The following is a 16,954-nucleotide window of genomic DNA, read 5'->3' on the forward strand; positions in this document are numbered from 1 at the left end:
TCCGAAGAGGCGCGGGCCGTCGCCGCGGAACTACGGGACGTCACTTCTCGGCGTCGTCCTTCTTGTCGTCCTCGCTGTCAGCGCCCTCTTCACCCTCGATGACGGGGTGCAGCGAGAGCTTGCCGCGGGAGTCGATCTCGGCGATCTCGACCTGGACCTTCTGGCCCACGCCGAGGACGTCCTCGACGTTCTCCACGCGCTTGCCGCCGGCGAGCTTGCGGATCTGCGAGATGTGCAGCAGGCCGTCCTTGCCCGGGAGCAGCGAGACGAACGCGCCGAACGTGGTCGTCTTGACGACCGTGCCCAGGTACCGCTCGCCGACCTCCGGCATGGTCGGGTTGGCGATGCCGTTGATCGTGGCGCGGGCGGCCTCGGCGGCCGGGCCGTCGGCGGCACCGATGTAGATGGTGCCGTCGTCCTCGATCGTGATGTCGGCGCCGGTGTCCTCCTGGATCTGGTTGATCATCTTGCCCTTGGGGCCGATGACCTCACCGATCTTGTCCACGGGGATCTTGACGGTGATGATCCGCGGGGCGTTCGGCGACATCTCGTCCGGGACGTCGATCGCCTCGGTCATCACGTCGAGGATGTGCAGACGGGCGTCGCGGGCCTGCTTGAGGGCCGCGGCCAGGACGGAGGCCGGGATGCCGTCCAGCTTGGTGTCGAGCTGGAGGGCGGTGACGAACTCCTTGGTGCCGGCGACCTTGAAGTCCATGTCGCCGAAGGCGTCCTCCGCACCGAGGATGTCGGTCAGCGTGACGTAGTGCGTCTCGCCGTCGATCTCCTGGGAGATCAGACCCATGGCGATGCCGGCGACGGCGGCCTTGAGGGGCACACCCGCGTTCAGCAGGGACATGGTGGAGGCGCAGACCGAGCCCATGGACGTCGAGCCGTTGGAACCGAGGGCCTCGGACACCTGGCGGATCGCGTACGGGAACTCCTCGCGGGTCGGCAGGACCGGCACGAGCGCGCGCTCGGCGAGGGCGCCGTGGCCGATCTCGCGGCGCTTCGGGGAGCCGACGCGGCCGGTCTCACCGGTGGAGTACGGCGGGAAGTTGTAGTTGTGCATGTAGCGCTTGCGGGTCACCGGGGAGAGGGTGTCCAGCTGCTGCTCCATGCGGAGCATGTTGAGGGTGGTGACGCCCAGGATCTGGGTCTCGCCACGCTCGAAAAGGGCGGAGCCGTGCACCCGCGGGATGGCCTCGACCTCGGCGGCGAGCGTACGGATGTCCGTGACGCCGCGGCCGTCGATGCGCTTCTTCTCCTTGATGACGCGCTCGCGGACCAGAGTCTTGGTCAGCGAGCGGTACGCGGCGGAGATCTCCTTCTCGCGGCCCTCGAACTGCGGGAGCAGCTTCTCGCCGGCCAGCGCCTTGACGCGGTCGAGCTCGGCCTCGCGCTCCTGCTTGCCGGCGATGGTGAGCGCCTGGGCGAGCTCGGTGCGGACGGCCGCGGTGAGGGCCTCCAGGACGTCGTCCTCGTAGTCGAGGAAGATCGGGAACTCGCCGGTGGGCTTGGCGGCCTTGGCGGCCAGCTCCGACTGGGCCTTGCAGAGCACCTTGATGAAGGGCTTCGCGGCCTCGAGGCCCGCGGCGACGATCTCCTCGGTGGGGGCGGCGGCGCCGCCCTTGACGAGCTCGATGGTCTTCTCGGTGGCCTCGGCCTCGACCATCATGATCGCGACGTCGCCGTCCTCGAGGACGCGACCGGCGACGACCATGTCGAAGACGGCGTCCTCGAGCTCGGTGTGCGTCGGGAACGCGACCCACTGGCCCTTGATGAGCGCCACGCGGGTGCCGCCGATCGGGCCGGAGAAGGGCAGGCCGGCCAGCTGCGTGGAGCAGGAGGCGGCGTTGATCGCGACCACGTCGTAGAGGTGGTCCGGGTTGAGCGCCATGATCGTCTCGACGACCTGGATCTCGTTGCGCAGGCCCTTCTTGAAGGACGGGCGCAGCGGGCGGTCGATGAGGCGGCAGGTGAGGATGGCGTCCTCGGAGGGGCGGCCCTCGCGGCGGAAGAAGGATCCGGGGATCTTTCCGGCCGCGTACTGGCGCTCCTCGACGTCCACCGTGAGGGGGAAGAAGTCGAGCTGGTCCTTGGGCTTCTTGGACGCGGTGGTGGCCGAGAGGACCATCGTGTCGTCGTCCAGGTAGGCCACGGCGGAGCCGGCGGCCTGACGGGCCAGGCGGCCCGTCTCGAAGCGGATGGTGCGGGTGCCGAAGGTGCCGTTGTCGATGACGGCCTCGGCGTAGTGGGTCTCGTTCTCCACTAGCGTTTTCTCCTACTTGTCGTCTTTCGTTCCCTCGCCCGTGTGACGGGGGAACGGGGCGGAGAAGCGCGCCTTGGGTGCGGGCCGGTCTTCGATCGAAGCACCCGGGGATGTCCCGGGGGCCACTACCGAGGACCGGCGACGGCTCGGCCGCTTCTCCTCGTGTGGTACTGCGGTGGTACTGCGGTGTGACTGCTGCGTGCGTCCGTCACGACGTACGCCGTGCGACCAGACTACAAAGCCGGAGTGACACTGCGCACGTACAGCAAAGGGAGCGGCCCCCTGGATGTGGGAACCGCTCCCTTCGGATGTCTTACTTGGCGCCCGCCGCACCGCGGCGGATGCCGAGGCGCTCGACCAGCGTACGGAAGCGCTGGATGTCCTTCTTGGCCAGGTACTGCAGCAGACGGCGGCGCTGGCCGACCAGGATCAGCAGACCACGGCGGGAGTGGTGGTCGTGCTTGTGGGTCTTGAGGTGCTCGGTCAGGTCCGAGATGCGACGCGAAAGCAGTGCGACCTGGACCTCGGGGGAGCCGGTGTCACCCTCCTTGGTGGCGAACTCGTCCATGATCTTCTTCTTCGTGGCGGTGTCGAGCGACACTGGTACTCCTCGTTGTCTCAGGTGCCTCCGAGTGCCCCTGGTCTACGTCTCAGGGGAGCTTCCGTGACTCGGGAGGCGGTGATCCGCGCGGCGCCGCCCCTGATCCCGATGACGATGATCGATGACTGGGGCGCGTACACACGCGGGCTTGGCACAGGTTACCAGCCGGCGGTCCGGCCCCCGCCCGCGCCGTCCGGGCCCGCCCGCCCCGGCGGCCGCCCGCCGGCCGGTCATGACGTCATGGCCCGTACGGCGTGGTAGACGCCGAGCACCGCGAGGCACAGCGGCAGCAGGGTCAACAGGACGAAGCCTTCCACGATTTCGAGCAGGCGGCCCCAGAACGGCGTCATGCCCCGGTGGGCCACCGCCAGGCCGGCGGTCGCGCACAGGGCGGCACCGGCGGCCAGCGCCACGGTGAGCCAGATCACGCGCGCGTGGAGGCCGTCGGCCGGCGGGGTCAGAGCCATACCGGCGATCAGGACCGTGAGGGTGGCGAGGCCCGCGACGAGACAGACCGCGACCTGGGCGGTGTAGTGGAAGAGCCTGGCCCTGGTGAGCAGGGCGAGACCCGCCGCGAGTGTGAGCAGCCGGGCCCACAGATCCCCGCTGCAGACAAGGACGGCGGCCGCGGCGGTGACGGCGATGCCGCAGGACGCCACGAGTCCCACCAGGAGCTCGTGTCCGCGCCGGGAACGGGTCTCCACGCGCGCGAGGTCGACGGGTTCGGGCGGCGGTGGGGTGTCGTCCGGTTCGTACGGACCGGGTGCGGGGCGGGGTGGCTCGAAGGGGCTGGGGAGCCGGGCCCAGCGGGCGGAGAGGCCGGGCAGGAAGGCGAGCAGTCCGATGGCGGTCGGTACGCACAGGGCCGCAGCGTCGAGGGAGCGTGCTCCATGGAGGATCACCGGAAGGGTGACGGCGACACCGACGACCGCCGCTCCCAGTAGGGCGACGAAAACGCTGTCCCCGCGCGGGGTGACGACGACCAGGATCAGGGCGACGAGGAGCACGCCGACACAGGCCGTGAGGAACTGCAGCTTCCCGGCACCGTGACCGGCGGCCGGCGGCAGCGCCCCGGATCCCGCCACCGCTGCGTGTGCGAGCGCGGCCGTGCCGAAGACCGCCGCCGCCCCGTGGTCGCCGTACACGCGCGCGCAGGTGCCCGAAAGGGCGGCGAGCAGGGCGCAGACGGCCGCGGCGAGGACCGCGGGAAGCCCGTGCGTGACATGTCCGGGCGGGGTCTGCCAGAGGGCGAAGGCGAGCAGGGCGAGCACGACGGCGGAGCCGGTGAGCCCCGCGATGCGGGTGTGCGCGCCGCTCCAGCGGGTGTGGTCGCGGGAGACGGCGGCGGCGACCGCTTCGGACACGTCGTCGTGGACGGGCGGTGGCAGCGAGTCGGCGAACGGGCGCAGCAGGAGCATCCCGCCGTCCGGTACGCGCTGGGCCGCGAGCGACTCGGCGGTGTCCAGGACGGTGCCGTCACGGAGTACGAAATGGTGTCCTGCCAGGGCCTCTTCGGCGGTGTGCGGTCCGGTGAGCCGCAGGATGTCGGGGCGTAGGTCCGCGAGCGGCAGATCGTCGGGCAGGGCGAGGTCGACGCGTCGGTCCGGGGTGATGACGGTGACCCGGCAGAAGCCCGGGTGGGGACCGGCGTGGGCGGCGGGACGGGCCGGATCGGCGGGGCGGGGCGAGGTGGCCCGCAGGTCGGTGGTCACTGGATCGTTCCCTGGGTCGGCCCTGGTCGAGGGCGGTCGGGCGGCTGCGTAAGTCCCCTGCGCCTGCGGCGAGTTCGAGACTCCCGAGTGATGTCCGGCGACGGCTCCGACACCTTCACGGCACTCGCCCCGTTGGGCAGGCGCAGCTGGTCGCTCGGCTGAGCACAGCTGATCACTCGGTTTCAACGGGCCGGAGGCCGTCGGGTCACCGGGCCGGGACCAGGCGCCACGCAGAGGGAGTGGGGAGCATGAGCGGGTCGGCCGTCAGGCGTCCACCGCGTACGAGAGCCGTCGAAGTGCCGTGCGACGCGGTGCAGTTGCAGGCACCGCCGATGCTGTCCCGCGGGCAGCAGGAGGGCGTGCTGCTGCAGTTGTTGCCGATGCTGGGCATGGGCGGGTCGGTGGTCTTCTTCTTCATCACGCCGAACCCGATCATGCGGGTCATGGGCATGGTGATGATCGCGTCGACTCTCGCGATGGGTGTGGCCATGCTCGTACGGCATCGCCGTGGTTCCCAGGGGCAGCTCGCGGATCTGCGCAGCGACTACTTGGCCTATCTGTCGCGCACCCGGCGTGCGGTGCTGCGGACGGCGCGGCTGCAGCGGGACGAGCAGTTGCGCCGGCATCCGGATCCGGACCAGCTGTGGGCCGTGGTCGCCGACGAGGGCCGGCTGTGGGAGCGGCGCATGGGCGACAGCGACTTCGGCCAGGTCCGGGTCGGTCTGGCAAGTCAGCGGCTCGCCACGGAACTTGTCGCGCCCGAGACCGACCCCGTGGCGGAGCCGGATCCGCTGACGGCCACGGCGCTGCGCCGGTTTCTGCACGCGCACGGACGGGTGGCGGATCTGCCGCTGGCCGTGTCCTTGCGGGCGTTCCCGCGGCTGGCGGTCGGCGGCCCGCCGGAGGCGGCCAGGGCGGCGATCAGGGCGCTGCTCGGATCGCTCTGTGCGCTGCACTCACCCGAGGATCTGGTGGTCACGGTCGCTGCTTCCGGGGATCGCGCCGGGCACTGGGAGTGGACGAAGTGGCTGCCGCATCTGGCCGCTCCGGGTGCCGCGGACGGAGCGGGCGGCCCGCGGCGCTTCGCGACGGATGCCGGGGCGCTTCAGGCGCTGCTGGCCCGGGAGTTGGACGCCCGCTCGCCGTTCCGGCCGGGTGCTCCGCCGCTTCTCGACCGGCCGCACCTGGTCGTCCTCCTGGACGGCCTTTCGCCGCAGGCCACTTCGCACCTGGCTGCCGGGGAAGGCGTGCAGGGGGTCACGGTGGTGGAGGTCGCGTCCGGCGCGGCCGTGCCGCCGGCCCGGGGGCTCGCGGTCACGGTACACTCCGACCGGCTGCGGATCGACGCCGGGTCGGACGCGGCGTTCGAGGCCGTACCGGATCTGATGTCATACGAGGCGGCCGAGGCGCTGGCCCGTCAACTCGCACCGCTGCGACCCGTGTCGGGCGGGCAGGACGGCGAACCGCTCCTTGCCGAGCTGCAGTTCACCGACCTCCTGGAGCTCGGTGACGCGGAGTCGGTGGACGCGGCGCGGACATGGCGGCCGCGCTCCGCGTCCGAGCGGCTGCGGGTGCCGATCGGTGTGGGTGAGGGCGGCGAGCCCGTGGTCCTGGACCTCAAGGAGGCCTCGCAGGACGGGATGGGGCCGCACGGTCTGTGCGTGGGGGCGACCGGCTCCGGCAAGTCCGAGCTGCTGAGGACCTTGGTCCTCGGCCTCGCCGTGACGCATTCGTCCGAGTCGCTGAACTTCGTGCTCGCGGACTTCAAGGGCGGTGCCACCTTCGCCGGGATGGCCGCGTTGCCGCACGTGGCGGCGGTGATCACGAATCTCGCCGATGACCTGACGCTCGTCGACCGCATGGGGGACGCGATCCGCGGCGAGCTCAACCGCCGGCAGGAGCTGCTTCGCGCGGCCGGGAACTGCGCGAACGTCCACGACTACGAGCGGGCGAGGGCGGCAGGCCTGCCGCTGCAGCCGATCCCCTCGCTCGTGGTCGTCATCGACGAGTTCAGTGAACTCCTGTCCGCCCAGCCCGAGTTCATCGAGATGTTCGTGCAGATCGGGCGGATCGGACGGTCGCTCGGCGTGCATCTGCTGCTCGCCTCGCAGCGTCTCGAGGAGGGCCGGCTGCGCGGCCTCGAGACGTATCTCTCGTACCGCATCGGCCTGCGGACGTTCTCCGCCGCGGAGTCCCGGGCGGCGCTCGGCGTGCCGGACGCCTACTCGCTGCCGAATGTGCCGGGTTCCGGCTATCTGACGTACGGCACCGACGAACTGGTCCGCTTCAAGGCGGCCTACGTCTCCGGCACGCACCGGGGCCCCGAGGCCCGGACCGACACGGGGACGGCCGCGGTGGAGCGCCGGCCGGTTCTCTTCACGGCGGCTCCGGTCCCGGTCCGGTACGCGACGCCCGGCAGCGACATCCCCGTACACCGCTCTCCTTCCGCCGACGAGGAAGCGCTCGCCGACACCGTCCTCGACGTGCTGGTGCGGCGTCTCGCGGGCAGCGGGCCGCCGGCGCACCAGGTGTGGCTGCCACCGCTCGAGGCGCCGCCGCCGCTGGACGAACTGCTGCCCGTGGGCGGGCCGGACGCGGGCGGTGAGCGTGGCACGGGGCCACTGCTCGCGGTGCCGGTGGGCGTGGTGGACAAGCCCTTCGAGCAGCGACGTGACCCGCTGCGCCTGGACTTCGCGGGTGCCGAGGGGAATCTGCAGATCGTGGGCGGGCCGCAGTCCGGCAAGTCGACGCTGCTGCGGACGGTCGTCACCTCGTTCGCCCTGACCCACGCACCGCACGAAGTGCAGTTCTACGCCCTGGACTTCGGGGGCGGCTCCCTGTCGTCCCTGGCGGATCTCCCGCATGTGGGTTCGGTCGCGTCTCGGCTCGATCCGGAGCGGGTCCGCCGGACCGTGGCCGAGGTGTACGGGGTGCTCGCTGCCCGTGAGGAGTACTTCAGGGCGCAGGGCATCGACTCGATCGGGACCTTCCGGCGGCTGCGGGCGGAGGGTGCGATCCGTACCGAGGACCAGCCGTGGGGAGATGTCTTCCTCGTCGTCGACGGCTGGGGCACGTTCCGCGCGGACCATGAGGGGCTGGAGGGTGCGGTGGTCGATCTGGCCGCGCGGGGGCTCGGGTACGGCATCCATGTGCTGCTGACCGCGTCCCGGTCGATGGAGGTCAGGGCGGGACTCAAGGACCATCTGATGAACCGGCTCGAGCTGCGGCTCGGCGACCCGATGGACTCGGAGCTCGACCGCCGGGCGGCCGCCCGGGTGCCCACGGGCGTACCGGGCCGTGGTGTGACCCCCGGCGGGCTGCACTTCATGGCCGCGGTGCCCCGGGTGGACGGTGTCGGGTCCGCGGCCGGCCTTGCCGATGCCGCGGCCGGAGCGGCCCGTGCGGCGGTCCGGCTCCGGCCGGGCGACCGGGCCCCAGGCGTCCGCCTGCTGCCCAGGTCGCTGGTGGCGGAGGAGCTGCCGCGCGGCGGTGCGCACCCGGAGCGCGGCGTCGCCTTCGGCGTGGACGAGCACCGGCTCGAACCGGTCTTCGTCGACTTCGAACGGGATCCGTTCTTCCTCGTCATGGGCGAGGCGGAGTCCGGGAAGTCGGGTCTGCTGCGGCTTCTGATCAGGCAGTTGACGGAGCGGTACGACGGCAGCGACTGCAAGTTCTTCGTGGTGGACGACCGCCGCTCGCTGCTCGGCGCCGTACCGCCCACGCACCTGGCGGAGTACGTACCGCTGTCCACCCGCATGGACCATCACGTGGAGGCCCTGGCCGGTCTCGTGCAGCGGAGGACCCCGCCCGCGGACGTGACTCCCGAGCAGCTGAGCGGGCGCAGTTGGTGGCAGGGCCCGACGGTGTACGTGGTGGTGGACGACTACGACCTGGTGTGCACCTCGGCGGGCAACCCCCTGGCCCGGCTCACCGAATCGCTGCCGTACGCCCGGGACGTCGGGGTCCGCTTCGTCGTCGCCCGGAGCACCGCCGGGGCCGGGCGTGCCGCGTACGAGCCGTTCCTGCAGCGCGTGCAGGAACTCGGCGCGCAGGGGGTCGTACTGTCCGGGGATCCCGCGGAGGGGGACCTCCTCGGCGGTGTACGGCCCACGCGGTTGCCGCCGGGCCGAGGGGTCTTCGTGTCGCGGAAGGACGGGTGCCCGCTCGTGCAGACGGGCTGGGCCCCGCCCTCGGGCGGCTGACGGCGGGCGCGCCCCTATTTGAGGTCGAACTCGCCGTCCCTCGCGCCGAGTACGAAGGCGCGCCACTCGGCCTCCGTGTACCTGAGGACGGTGTCGGGGTCCAGGGACGAGCGCATCGCCACGGCTCCGCCGGGCAGGTGGGCGATCTCGACACGTTCCTCCGCGTCCTCGGTGCCGGGCGGGGAGAGCCATTCGACGTCGGAGATGTCGAGGGCGTAGAGCTCGTCCTTCTCCTGCTGGGTTCCCATGGTCGGTGGGTCCTTTCGGTTGTGCGGCTGTTCCGGTGGGGGGTGGTGAGGTGGGGTGGTGCGCTGGGGTGGTCGGTCGTGCTGCTGGTCATGGTGCCGGGGGCAGTGCCTCTGTGGGGAAGTATCCAGCAGGAAGTCAGCCGATCCGGCGGGGATTTCCGAGCAGGCCGGTCTCGACATCGTTCGCCGGTGTCGTGACCCGCCGGCGGTCCGGTCCGGCGCACCAGAGCGTGACGCCGTCGGGGAGTTCGGGCAGCGCGGCGCGCTCCCGTGCGGTGAGTCCGAGGACGGCTGCGGCCTGGTCGGCCTCCGCGGGCGAGAGGCGTTGCAGGCCGACGAGGGCCGCCGTGCGCAGCAGGCGCGGGGCGGCGGGGCCCAGGTGGTGCAGGAGCGTGAGCACGGGCTGCCAGGGGCCGGCGGCGGTCGCGCGCGGTGGGTGTACGCCGCAGTCGCGTACGACGAGGGCCGGGGAGAGCGGGGTCGGTTGCAGCGACGGCAGGTCCCCCACGCCGTGCAGCGTGATCGGGTGCGGTCCGCTCGCCCCGGCCACGGACAGGGCGTGCCAGGCCGGTGCGCGGCCCGTCTCGACGGCGACGCGGATGCCGGTGGCTGCCGCGCGCATCGCGAGGATCTGTGCGGTCCACAGCCCGCCGACGAGCACGATCGGGTACGGGACGGAGCGCTGTAGTGCGAGCAGCTGCGCGGCACCGGAGGCGTCCTCGCCGATCATCACGCCGTGGTCGCCGACGGGGAGGGCGAGGTCGGCCAGGTGGGCGACGGGGACGAGGCGTGACGGGCTCACGGTGTGGGGCCTCCCAGGGGCAAGGTGGCGAGGAGTCCGGGGAGTTGCTGCCGGTCCAGGTGGGTCAGGGGGATGCGGGCGGAGCGGCAGGCGCGTTCCAGGTTCTGTCGGCAGTGGTGCAGATCGTCGGCCGTGAGGGCGGTGCTGCGCAGGTGGGCGTCGACGCACAGGGAGTCGCGGTAGGTGCTGCTGCGCAGAGTCAGGGACAGCGTCGTGGCGTACGCGCGCGTGTCCGTGCCGGACGGCAGGAGAGCCGCGAAGGGGGTGGTGGGTCGCGCGGGCAGTGGCCCCAGGGCGTTACTGGCGTGCCGGAGTCCGGCGCTGTGCAGGGTGTTCGCTTCGACGGCCGGCGCCGGGCCGGCCGGTGTGTGCGGGGGCATGCAGGCGGCGGTCGACAGGGCCGAGTGAAGGGCGCTCTGGCTCAGCACGGCCGGGCGGAAACCGCCGCTTCGGAGGCGGACCGTGAGGCGGCGTGCCGCGAGGGCGAGGCAGCGTTGGGAGCCGATGCCGGCCCCGCCGCGGGCCGCTACCGCCTCGGGGCAGAGCTCCGGGTCGAGGCGCAGTGCCACCCAGGTGAGGCGGAGCGCAGCGATGGCGGTGTCGGCGACGTGTGGTGCGTAGGCGAGTCGGGGCACCGCGTCGGGCGGCAGCCGGGGTGTGACGGCGGGTCGGACCTGCTGGACCAACTGCACGGAGGCAAGGGGGACATCGGTCGCCTGCAGGGCTTCCGTAAGGAGGCCCAAAGGAAGGGTGATGCCGTCGTGTGCACTGCGCAGGGCATGCCCACGCGCGCGTGGACCCGGGTTTTCGTCGCCCGCTTCCACCTGGAGGACCGCGATGAGCCGGCTGCCGTCACCGATCATCCCGATCGGATCCTCCTCGCGGCCGGCGGTGTACGGGAAGGGGCGTAAGGCCGGCGCGACGGCGGGGAGGGGTGATCCGGGGCCGGTGGGCGCAGTCGTCGGTGGCCGTGTCGCGGAGGTGCGGGTGCGGTTGTGGTGAGCCACGGCCTCGGCGATCCGGTCGGGCAGGGGGCGCCCATTGCGCCGTGGGCAGGCGAGGAGCAGGAGCGCGGCGCCGGCGCACGCGGCGACGAATGCGCCGCCGCCCAGGAGCATGCCCGCCACGGCCAGCGCGGCGGCCGATTCGAGGAGTACGAGGCGCTGCAGGGAGAGGAAGCCTCGGTCGTCCCGGGTCACTGAATCGGGTGAGCGGGACGGCGGTGTCACCGAAGTGGGTGACGGTGGATCGGGAACTCCGCACGGAGGCCAAGGCGTTGATTGCCCGTGGGAATTCGTGAAGCGGACGGCAGCGAGCCGCCGCAAGGGACGAGAGGCTGCGGGGAGGGACGGGGACGGGGCGTCGGTGATCATTCGGGCGTTCCCCCTGAGGGCTGAAGTTGCCGGGCCACGAGGGCAGTTGAGGGCCGGTACAGGCTCCCGAGCAGCGACTCGACCGGGCGGTTCGGATGCATAGTAGGGGCGCTGTGCGAGGGGTAGCTCCACGGCGGAGCACGGCAGGAGATGCGCACCGGGCACGGGAGGGAGGGCAGGTGTGACCACGCGACGCGACGAACTGAATGCGTACACCTTTGCGAACGGCCGCCTGGTCTCGCACTTCCTCGGAGGCCCTGCCGGGGGCGGACGGCGGGAGGCTCCGCGGCCGCTGCGCGGCGTCGTGCCGGGAGCCGTCGCGGGGGCGGTGGTGCTCGCCGCCTTCGGCGCCTGGGGGATGTTCCGGCCGGTCGCGCCCGAGGGGTGGGACACCCCTGGCCGGCAGGTGATCGTGGCCGGTGAATCGACCACGCGGTACGTGGTGTTACGGACCGAAGGACGCGGCGCAAGGCTCCATCCGGTGCTCAACATGACCTCTGCCCGCCTCCTCCTGGCCCCGGACCGGCACGAGGTCGTCACGGTGGACGAGTCGGTGCTCGACAGCGGCAGGCTCCCGCACGGACCGACGCTGGGGATCCCCTACGCCCCCGACCGGCTCCCGTCGGCCGCCGAGGCGGGCGCGGCCATGCGCTGGGCGATGTGCTCGACCGCTGCCGGTGCCGGGCCGGCGGAGGAGGCGGTCTTCGTCCTGGCACCGCACGAGAGCGGCCGGCTCGACGGGCGCGAGCGGCTGCGCGCGGGCGAGTTGTTGTACGTCCAGGGGCCGGACGGCAAGCGGTACGTGGTCGATGCCGAGGGCCGCGCCCACCGCCTGCCCGCCGACGAGTTGCTGATCAGAGAGGTGGCCGGACACGGCAGGACACCGCACCGGGTGTCCGCCGCCTGGTTGGCGACCCTGCACAAGGGCGACCCGATCCGCTTCCCGCGGATCCCGGGAACTCCCGGCGCGGACGCGGGAGTCGGCGGCGGACATCGGGTCGGCACGGTGCTGCGGGCCACGGACGGCAGCGGAGACCGGATGTATGTGGTCCTGCCGGGGCAAGTGGCTCCCGTCACCGACTTCACCGCCCGGCTGCTCCTGAACAGCCCCGCCCTGGAGACTCTCGGCCAGCACGGCAGGCCGCGCCGGGTCAGCGCCGCGAGCATCCACCCCGGTCCGGCATACGGCGCGCACTGGTCCTGGCCGCGCGGCCTGCCGCGGGTGGTGGACTCGGCCGACGCCGCGCGGCAGTCGCCGTCCACCTCGTCCCGAGCCGCCGCTCCCCCGGCCCGTGCCACGGTCTGCAGTGTCCTCGAGGACGTCGATCGGAGGACCGGCCGTACGACCGTCGGCACCTGGGCCGGCACGCGGTATCCGGTGGCGCTGCCCGACGGTCGGGCGAGTGCGTATGTCACTCCGGGTGCGGGGCAGTTGGTCCGGCAGTTCCAGGGCACACGGACCAGTTCGGGGCCGCTGTTCCTGGTGACGGACAACGGCCTGCGGTACGCCCTGCAGTCCAACGGCGACTCGGCGCGCGAGGACGCGGGGATCGGCCTGGCCAAGAGCGGTCAAGAGCGCGCGGCGGCCGGAGCCGAGCCCCGGCAGGCACAGTCCCGGCTCGGATACGGGGAGGTGGACCCGGCCCCCTTGCCCGCGCCGTGGTCGTCGCTGCTGCCGCTCGGGCCCCGGCTCTCGACGGGCGCGGCACGGCAGCCGCAGGGGTCGTGAATGAGGCGCGCGGCGAGGAGGGTTCGCTGGAGGCTGTGCCTGGTGACGGCTCAGGCTGTGTCCCTGGTGGCGAGTCTGCATGCCACGCCCGCGGCGGCGGACGGGAGTTGTACGTACCCCGGCAAGAATTACCGCGGCCGTCCGTGGGCCCTGCAGCGGGTGCTGCTCGACGAGTTGTGGCAGGAGTCCACCGGAAAGGGCGTCACGGTCGCCGTGATCGACACGGGGGTGGACGCGCGCCACCCTCAGCTCACCGCCGGTGTCGACAGGCGCGGCGGGCACGACGTCCTGCCTCCGAAGGACGACCGGAGCGGGGCGCCGGAGCGCGGCGCCGGGGACGGCACGACCGACTCCGCGGGGCACGGCACCCGCGTGGCCGGCCTCATCGCCGCCCGTCCCGCGCGCGGGACGGGCTTCGCGGGACTCGCGCCGGACGCGACGATCCTGCCCGTCCGGCACAACGACGCGGAGGGCAGCGGCAGCGCCGGCACACTGGCGGAGGCCGTCCGGTACGCCGTCGTGGCGGGCGCGGACGTCATCAACATCTCCCAGGACACGGCCGGGGCCGTCCGCCCCTCCCCCGTACTCGAAGAGGCCGTCGCCGACGCGCTGCGCCACGACGTCGTACTCGTCGCGGCGGCGGGCAACAGAGGCACGGGAGGCCGTTCGAGGCCCACCTATCCCGCCTCGTACGACGGCGTCCTCGCGGTCGCCGCGTCGGACCGCAGCAATGAACGGGCACCCTTCTCGCAGGCCGGCGACTTCGTCGGGGTGGCCGCGCCGGGGGTCGACATCGTGTCCACCGTTCCGGGCGGCGGGCACTGCGCCGGGCACGGCACGAGCTTTGCGGCGCCCCATGTGGCCGCGGTGGCCGCGCTGTTGCGCGCCAAGCACCGCGACTGGACCCGGCAGCAGATCGTCGCCCGCATCCAGCAGACGGCGGAGCGCTCGGCCCCGGGGCCCGACCGACTGCTCGGCTGGGGCGTCGTCGATCCCGTACGGGCGCTCGACACGGACGGCGTCGACGAGCCGCCGGTGCGGCCGGTGGCCGTGAGCGCGGCGGAGGTCGAGGCACGGGCGCGTGAGGCACCGGTGCCGGGCGGGTTGCGCGCTACGGAGACGGCCGCCGAGCGGGACGGGCGGCTGGCGGCGTACGCGGTGCTCGCGGGTGGGGCGCTGGCCGCGGGCCTGGCCGGGGCGGCGGTGGCCGGCAGTCAGGCGCGGCGGGTGCGGAGACGGGAGGCGGGGATGGGGTGAGGCGCACGCCCGAACGCACAGTCAGGCAGAACCAAGGTCCCTACGGGCCACTTGGATGAGAAGGAAAGGTCGGCACATGGCACGGCAAGTAGTCAGCGATCAGGCGCTGCGCAGATTCGGACTCGAATTGAACGAGCGGTTCTCGTCCGTCAGACAGCAGCTGACCCAGTTGAACGCGGTGATCGACGAGATCGAGGGCAAGTGGCAGGGGCAGGGCGCCCACTCGTTCAACAGCCAACAGGCCCGTATCAACAGGCGGATGGCCGCGATCGGGAGGCTGCTCATGCGGTTCGAGGACGCGGTGCAGAACAACCGGAAGATCGCGGGCAGCACCGACCACGAGGTGTACCAGGCGGTGCAGCGGGTGGCCGTGGGCGACGACGTAGGCGGCGGGGCGGCAGCGACCGGCGGGCGGCCGGCCTCGAGCCTCAACGGCTATTGATTCCGGTCTTGATACCGGCCGCAGTCGACGATTCGATCCCCAACCACGCACTCGGAGCCACAGCATGACAACCCAACCCGACGCCCTGGTCGTCACATACGCCGAACTCAACCGCGCGGCGGGCATCATCGACCGCCAGGGGCGCCAGCTCGAAGCGGACCTGGAGGCGCTGCAGGCCCGGATCAAGGATGTCTCGCAGCACTTCGAGGGCGAGGCCAAGACCGCTGCCGACAGCATGCACCGGGACTGGGACCGGCAGGCCAAGGAGATCCACCTGGCGTTGAAGTCCATCGCGCAGGCGGTCCTGGACGCGGCGCCCGCGTATCGCGCCGGCGACCGGAAGGCCGCGAGCTACTACCTGTAGGCGGTTACCGGTAGGACGTCACCGGCGGCGAGACCGGATCGTTGGACTGTGCCGATCACGTGAACGGTTGGAGGAGACCGAGCCTACATTTGGCCGGTCTTGTCGGATTCTGCCGTCACCGTGTGGCGTAGACAGGTCACTTCAGGGCAGGACGTGACGCAGGGGGCGGGCGAACGCACGCTGCCGGGCCTGCCGTACGGGCACTCCTGGTGATTAGTCTTGGCCGGGGGACGACGCCAGAACCCGCAGCCGGTTCGCGTGCGTCCTTCGGGGGAGAGCCGGGGTCGGACGACTGGCGACACACGTTCGCCCCCACCCCGGCAAGCAGGGTGCTCGACCACACCAGGAGGCATTGTGAACAGCGATCGGAACGAGATCCGCGGGGGCTGGAACACACCCGGCGATGATCAGTCCGACGCGGAGCCCGAGCTGTCGGGCGAGTTCACCATCGATTACACGCCGCCCGCCTGGTACACCCAGAATGCGGCGAGTTCGGGTGATTCCGGCAGCAGTCCGGCCGCTCCTCCGCCGGCTCCGGCGCCGGCGCCGCCCTCCGGTGCGCCCGTCGTGGTGCCCGGCCTGCCGGCGGGCAGCGGCTTCGAGCCCAACTGGTCCTCTTCGCACAGCTCCACCTCTGCCCCGGGCCGGCAGTCCGCACCCGAGACGGCTCCCGAGGCTCCGGCGTACGACGGCTCCGTGGAGAGCCGGGACTCGGAGAGCGGAAACCTCGGGGGCTCGGACTTGGGGAACGGCGGCCCGGGGAACGGCGACCTGGGCGGCGGGGACTTGGAGAGCCCGGCGACGATGCGTTTCTCCGCGGCGTCACTGAAGCGGGAGATCGCGGAACGGACGGCTGCCGCCGGCAACGGGGAGCCGATACCCGAGGACTCCCCGGCCGATGAATCGGCAGCCGATGAGCCGGCGGCCGGGGGCTTCGCGGCCGACGACTCCGTGGCTGACAGCCGCCTTGCCGAGGAGCTGTCCGGCACAGAAGCGGAAGGCGAAACGGAACGGGGGACCGAGATCGGCGGAGGCGACATCGACGCCGCCGACGGCACCGGCGAAAGCACCGACGGAGCCGCCGACTCGGACGTTACGGACGCGACCCACGACGGCGCGACAGCCGAACCGGAGACGGAAGCCGAAGCCGAGACAGAAGGCGAAGCAGAAGCAGCCACGAATCCGGCGCACAGCCCCGAGGACGCGGATGCGGACACCGACCTCGCCGTGAACGACGCCCTCCCCGCCGCCCTCCCCGAGCCGACCGCGGAGCCGGCGACACCTCACGAGCCCGCGGAGCCCCAGGACTCGGCACCCTCGGACGCTCCCCCGGTGCACGCCATCGCCGTCACCGGCGACTCCCCGGAGGTCGAGGACAGCATCCCAGAGGTCCAGGACAGCGCCCCCTCCGAGCGGGACGGCGCCCCTGACGTACAGGACAGCGTCCCCACCGCACAGGACGACGCCCCGCCCGTGCACGACGGATTCCCGTCCGTCCAGGACAGCGCGCCCCAGGTGGAAGACAGCGTGCCGCCGCCCGTACAGGACGACGTCCCTGCCGTACAGGACAGCGCGCCTCAGGTGGAAGACAGCGTGCCGCCGCCCGTACGGGACGACGTCCCTGCCGTACGGGACAACACTCCCGCCGTACAGGACAGCGTCCCGCCGCCCGCGCCGGATGCCGTGCAGCACCAGTCGTCCGAGCCGCCGCACGCGGCCCCGGACGCCGGTCAGGCCTGGCCCCCCGCAACGGGTCAGGGTGCGGGTGGACTTCCGCCGCTGCCGCCCGCCTTCCGGGCAGCGGGTGAGGCGCAGCCGCAGGCACCCGCGCCCGCTCCGCAGTGGCCGGCGCCGGAGCAGCCCGCAGCCCAGGCCCAGTCCCCGGCGCAGCCGCAGGCCTCGAGCCCGCAGTCCGGGCCGCCGGCCTGGCCCGCCCCGTCCGCCGCCTCCACGGC

12 protein-coding genes are annotated in these 16,954 nt (G+C 72.5%); 6 read left to right on the forward strand and 6 right to left on the reverse strand.

Annotation, left to right across the window (positions count from 1 at the left end; genetic code table 11):
- Window positions 1-40: 40 nt before the first annotated feature.
- The 3 genes from DY218_RS28215 to eccD all read right to left on the reverse strand — a co-directional run bounded on the left by DY218_RS28215 (window position 41) and on the right by eccD (window position 4,582).
- Window positions 41-2,269 carry a polyribonucleotide nucleotidyltransferase gene (locus DY218_RS28215; RefSeq protein WP_128558980.1) on the reverse strand — a complete coding sequence of 743 codons (2,229 nt, stop codon included), beginning with the start codon at window positions 2,267-2,269 and terminating at the stop codon, window positions 41-43.
- A gap of 313 nt (window positions 2,270-2,582) precedes the next feature.
- Window positions 2,583-2,870: a 30S ribosomal protein S15 gene (gene rpsO / locus DY218_RS28220; RefSeq protein ID WP_128558981.1), complete on the reverse strand. Its 288-nt coding sequence runs from the start codon at window positions 2,868-2,870 to the stop codon at window positions 2,583-2,585.
- Between the two features lie 230 nt (window positions 2,871-3,100).
- Window positions 3,101-4,582, reverse strand: a complete 1,482-nt coding sequence (gene eccD / locus DY218_RS28225) for a type VII secretion integral membrane protein EccD (protein WP_233521938.1) — start codon at window positions 4,580-4,582, stop codon at window positions 3,101-3,103.
- 248 nt (window positions 4,583-4,830) lie between these two features.
- Here eccD and eccCa point away from each other — a divergent pair, with 248 nt between their 5' ends.
- A complete protein-coding gene (gene eccCa, locus DY218_RS28230) occupies window positions 4,831-8,784 on the forward strand; it encodes a type VII secretion protein EccCa (protein ID WP_128558982.1) in 3,954 nt (1,317 codons plus the stop codon).
- Between the two features lie 14 nt (window positions 8,785-8,798).
- Here the strand turns inward: eccCa and DY218_RS28235 are convergent, their stop codons facing one another.
- The 3 genes from DY218_RS28235 to eccE all read right to left on the reverse strand — a co-directional run bounded on the left by DY218_RS28235 (window position 8,799) and on the right by eccE (window position 11,033).
- Window positions 8,799-9,032 (reverse strand): DUF397 domain-containing protein, encoded by a 234-nt coding sequence (locus DY218_RS28235; RefSeq protein WP_128558983.1) that lies wholly within the window; start codon window positions 9,030-9,032, stop codon window positions 8,799-8,801.
- Window positions 9,033-9,168: 136 nt separating this feature from the next.
- Window positions 9,169-9,834, reverse strand: coding sequence for a hypothetical protein (locus DY218_RS28240; RefSeq protein ID WP_233521939.1), 666 nt, complete (start codon window positions 9,832-9,834; stop codon window positions 9,169-9,171).
- Window positions 9,831-11,033, reverse strand: a complete 1,203-nt coding sequence (gene eccE, locus DY218_RS28245) for a type VII secretion protein EccE (protein WP_158574148.1) — start codon at window positions 11,031-11,033, stop codon at window positions 9,831-9,833. Before eccE ends, DY218_RS28240 begins: the two co-directional genes overlap by 4 nt.
- A 355-nt stretch (window positions 11,034-11,388) precedes the next feature.
- On the opposite strand from eccE, the gene eccB reads away from it, so the two are divergent.
- From eccB to DY218_RS28270, 5 genes are all read left to right on the forward strand, one after another.
- Window positions 11,389-12,936, forward strand: coding sequence for a type VII secretion protein EccB (gene eccB / locus DY218_RS28250; RefSeq protein ID WP_128558985.1), 1,548 nt, complete (start codon window positions 11,389-11,391; stop codon window positions 12,934-12,936).
- Window positions 12,937-14,193, forward strand: a complete 1,257-nt coding sequence (gene mycP / locus DY218_RS28255; protein ID WP_128558986.1) for a type VII secretion-associated serine protease mycosin — start codon at window positions 12,937-12,939, stop codon at window positions 14,191-14,193.
- Between the two features lie 76 nt (window positions 14,194-14,269).
- Window positions 14,270-14,635 (forward strand): WXG100 family type VII secretion target, encoded by a 366-nt coding sequence (locus tag DY218_RS28260; protein WP_128558987.1) that lies wholly within the window; start codon window positions 14,270-14,272, stop codon window positions 14,633-14,635.
- 64 nt (window positions 14,636-14,699) lie between these two features.
- Complete coding sequence (locus tag DY218_RS28265; RefSeq protein WP_128558988.1) at window positions 14,700-14,999, forward strand: WXG100 family type VII secretion target; 300 nt, start codon at window positions 14,700-14,702, stop codon at window positions 14,997-14,999.
- Window positions 15,000-15,353: 354 nt separating this feature from the next.
- A partial coding sequence (locus DY218_RS28270) for an SCO5717 family growth-regulating ATPase (RefSeq protein WP_267899389.1) occupies window positions 15,354-16,954 on the forward strand: 1,601 nt, incomplete at its 3' end.

The sequence above is a fragment of the Streptomyces triticagri genome, from assembly GCF_003429565.1.
GTDB lineage: Bacteria > Actinomycetota > Actinomycetes > Streptomycetales > Streptomycetaceae > Streptomyces > Streptomyces triticagri.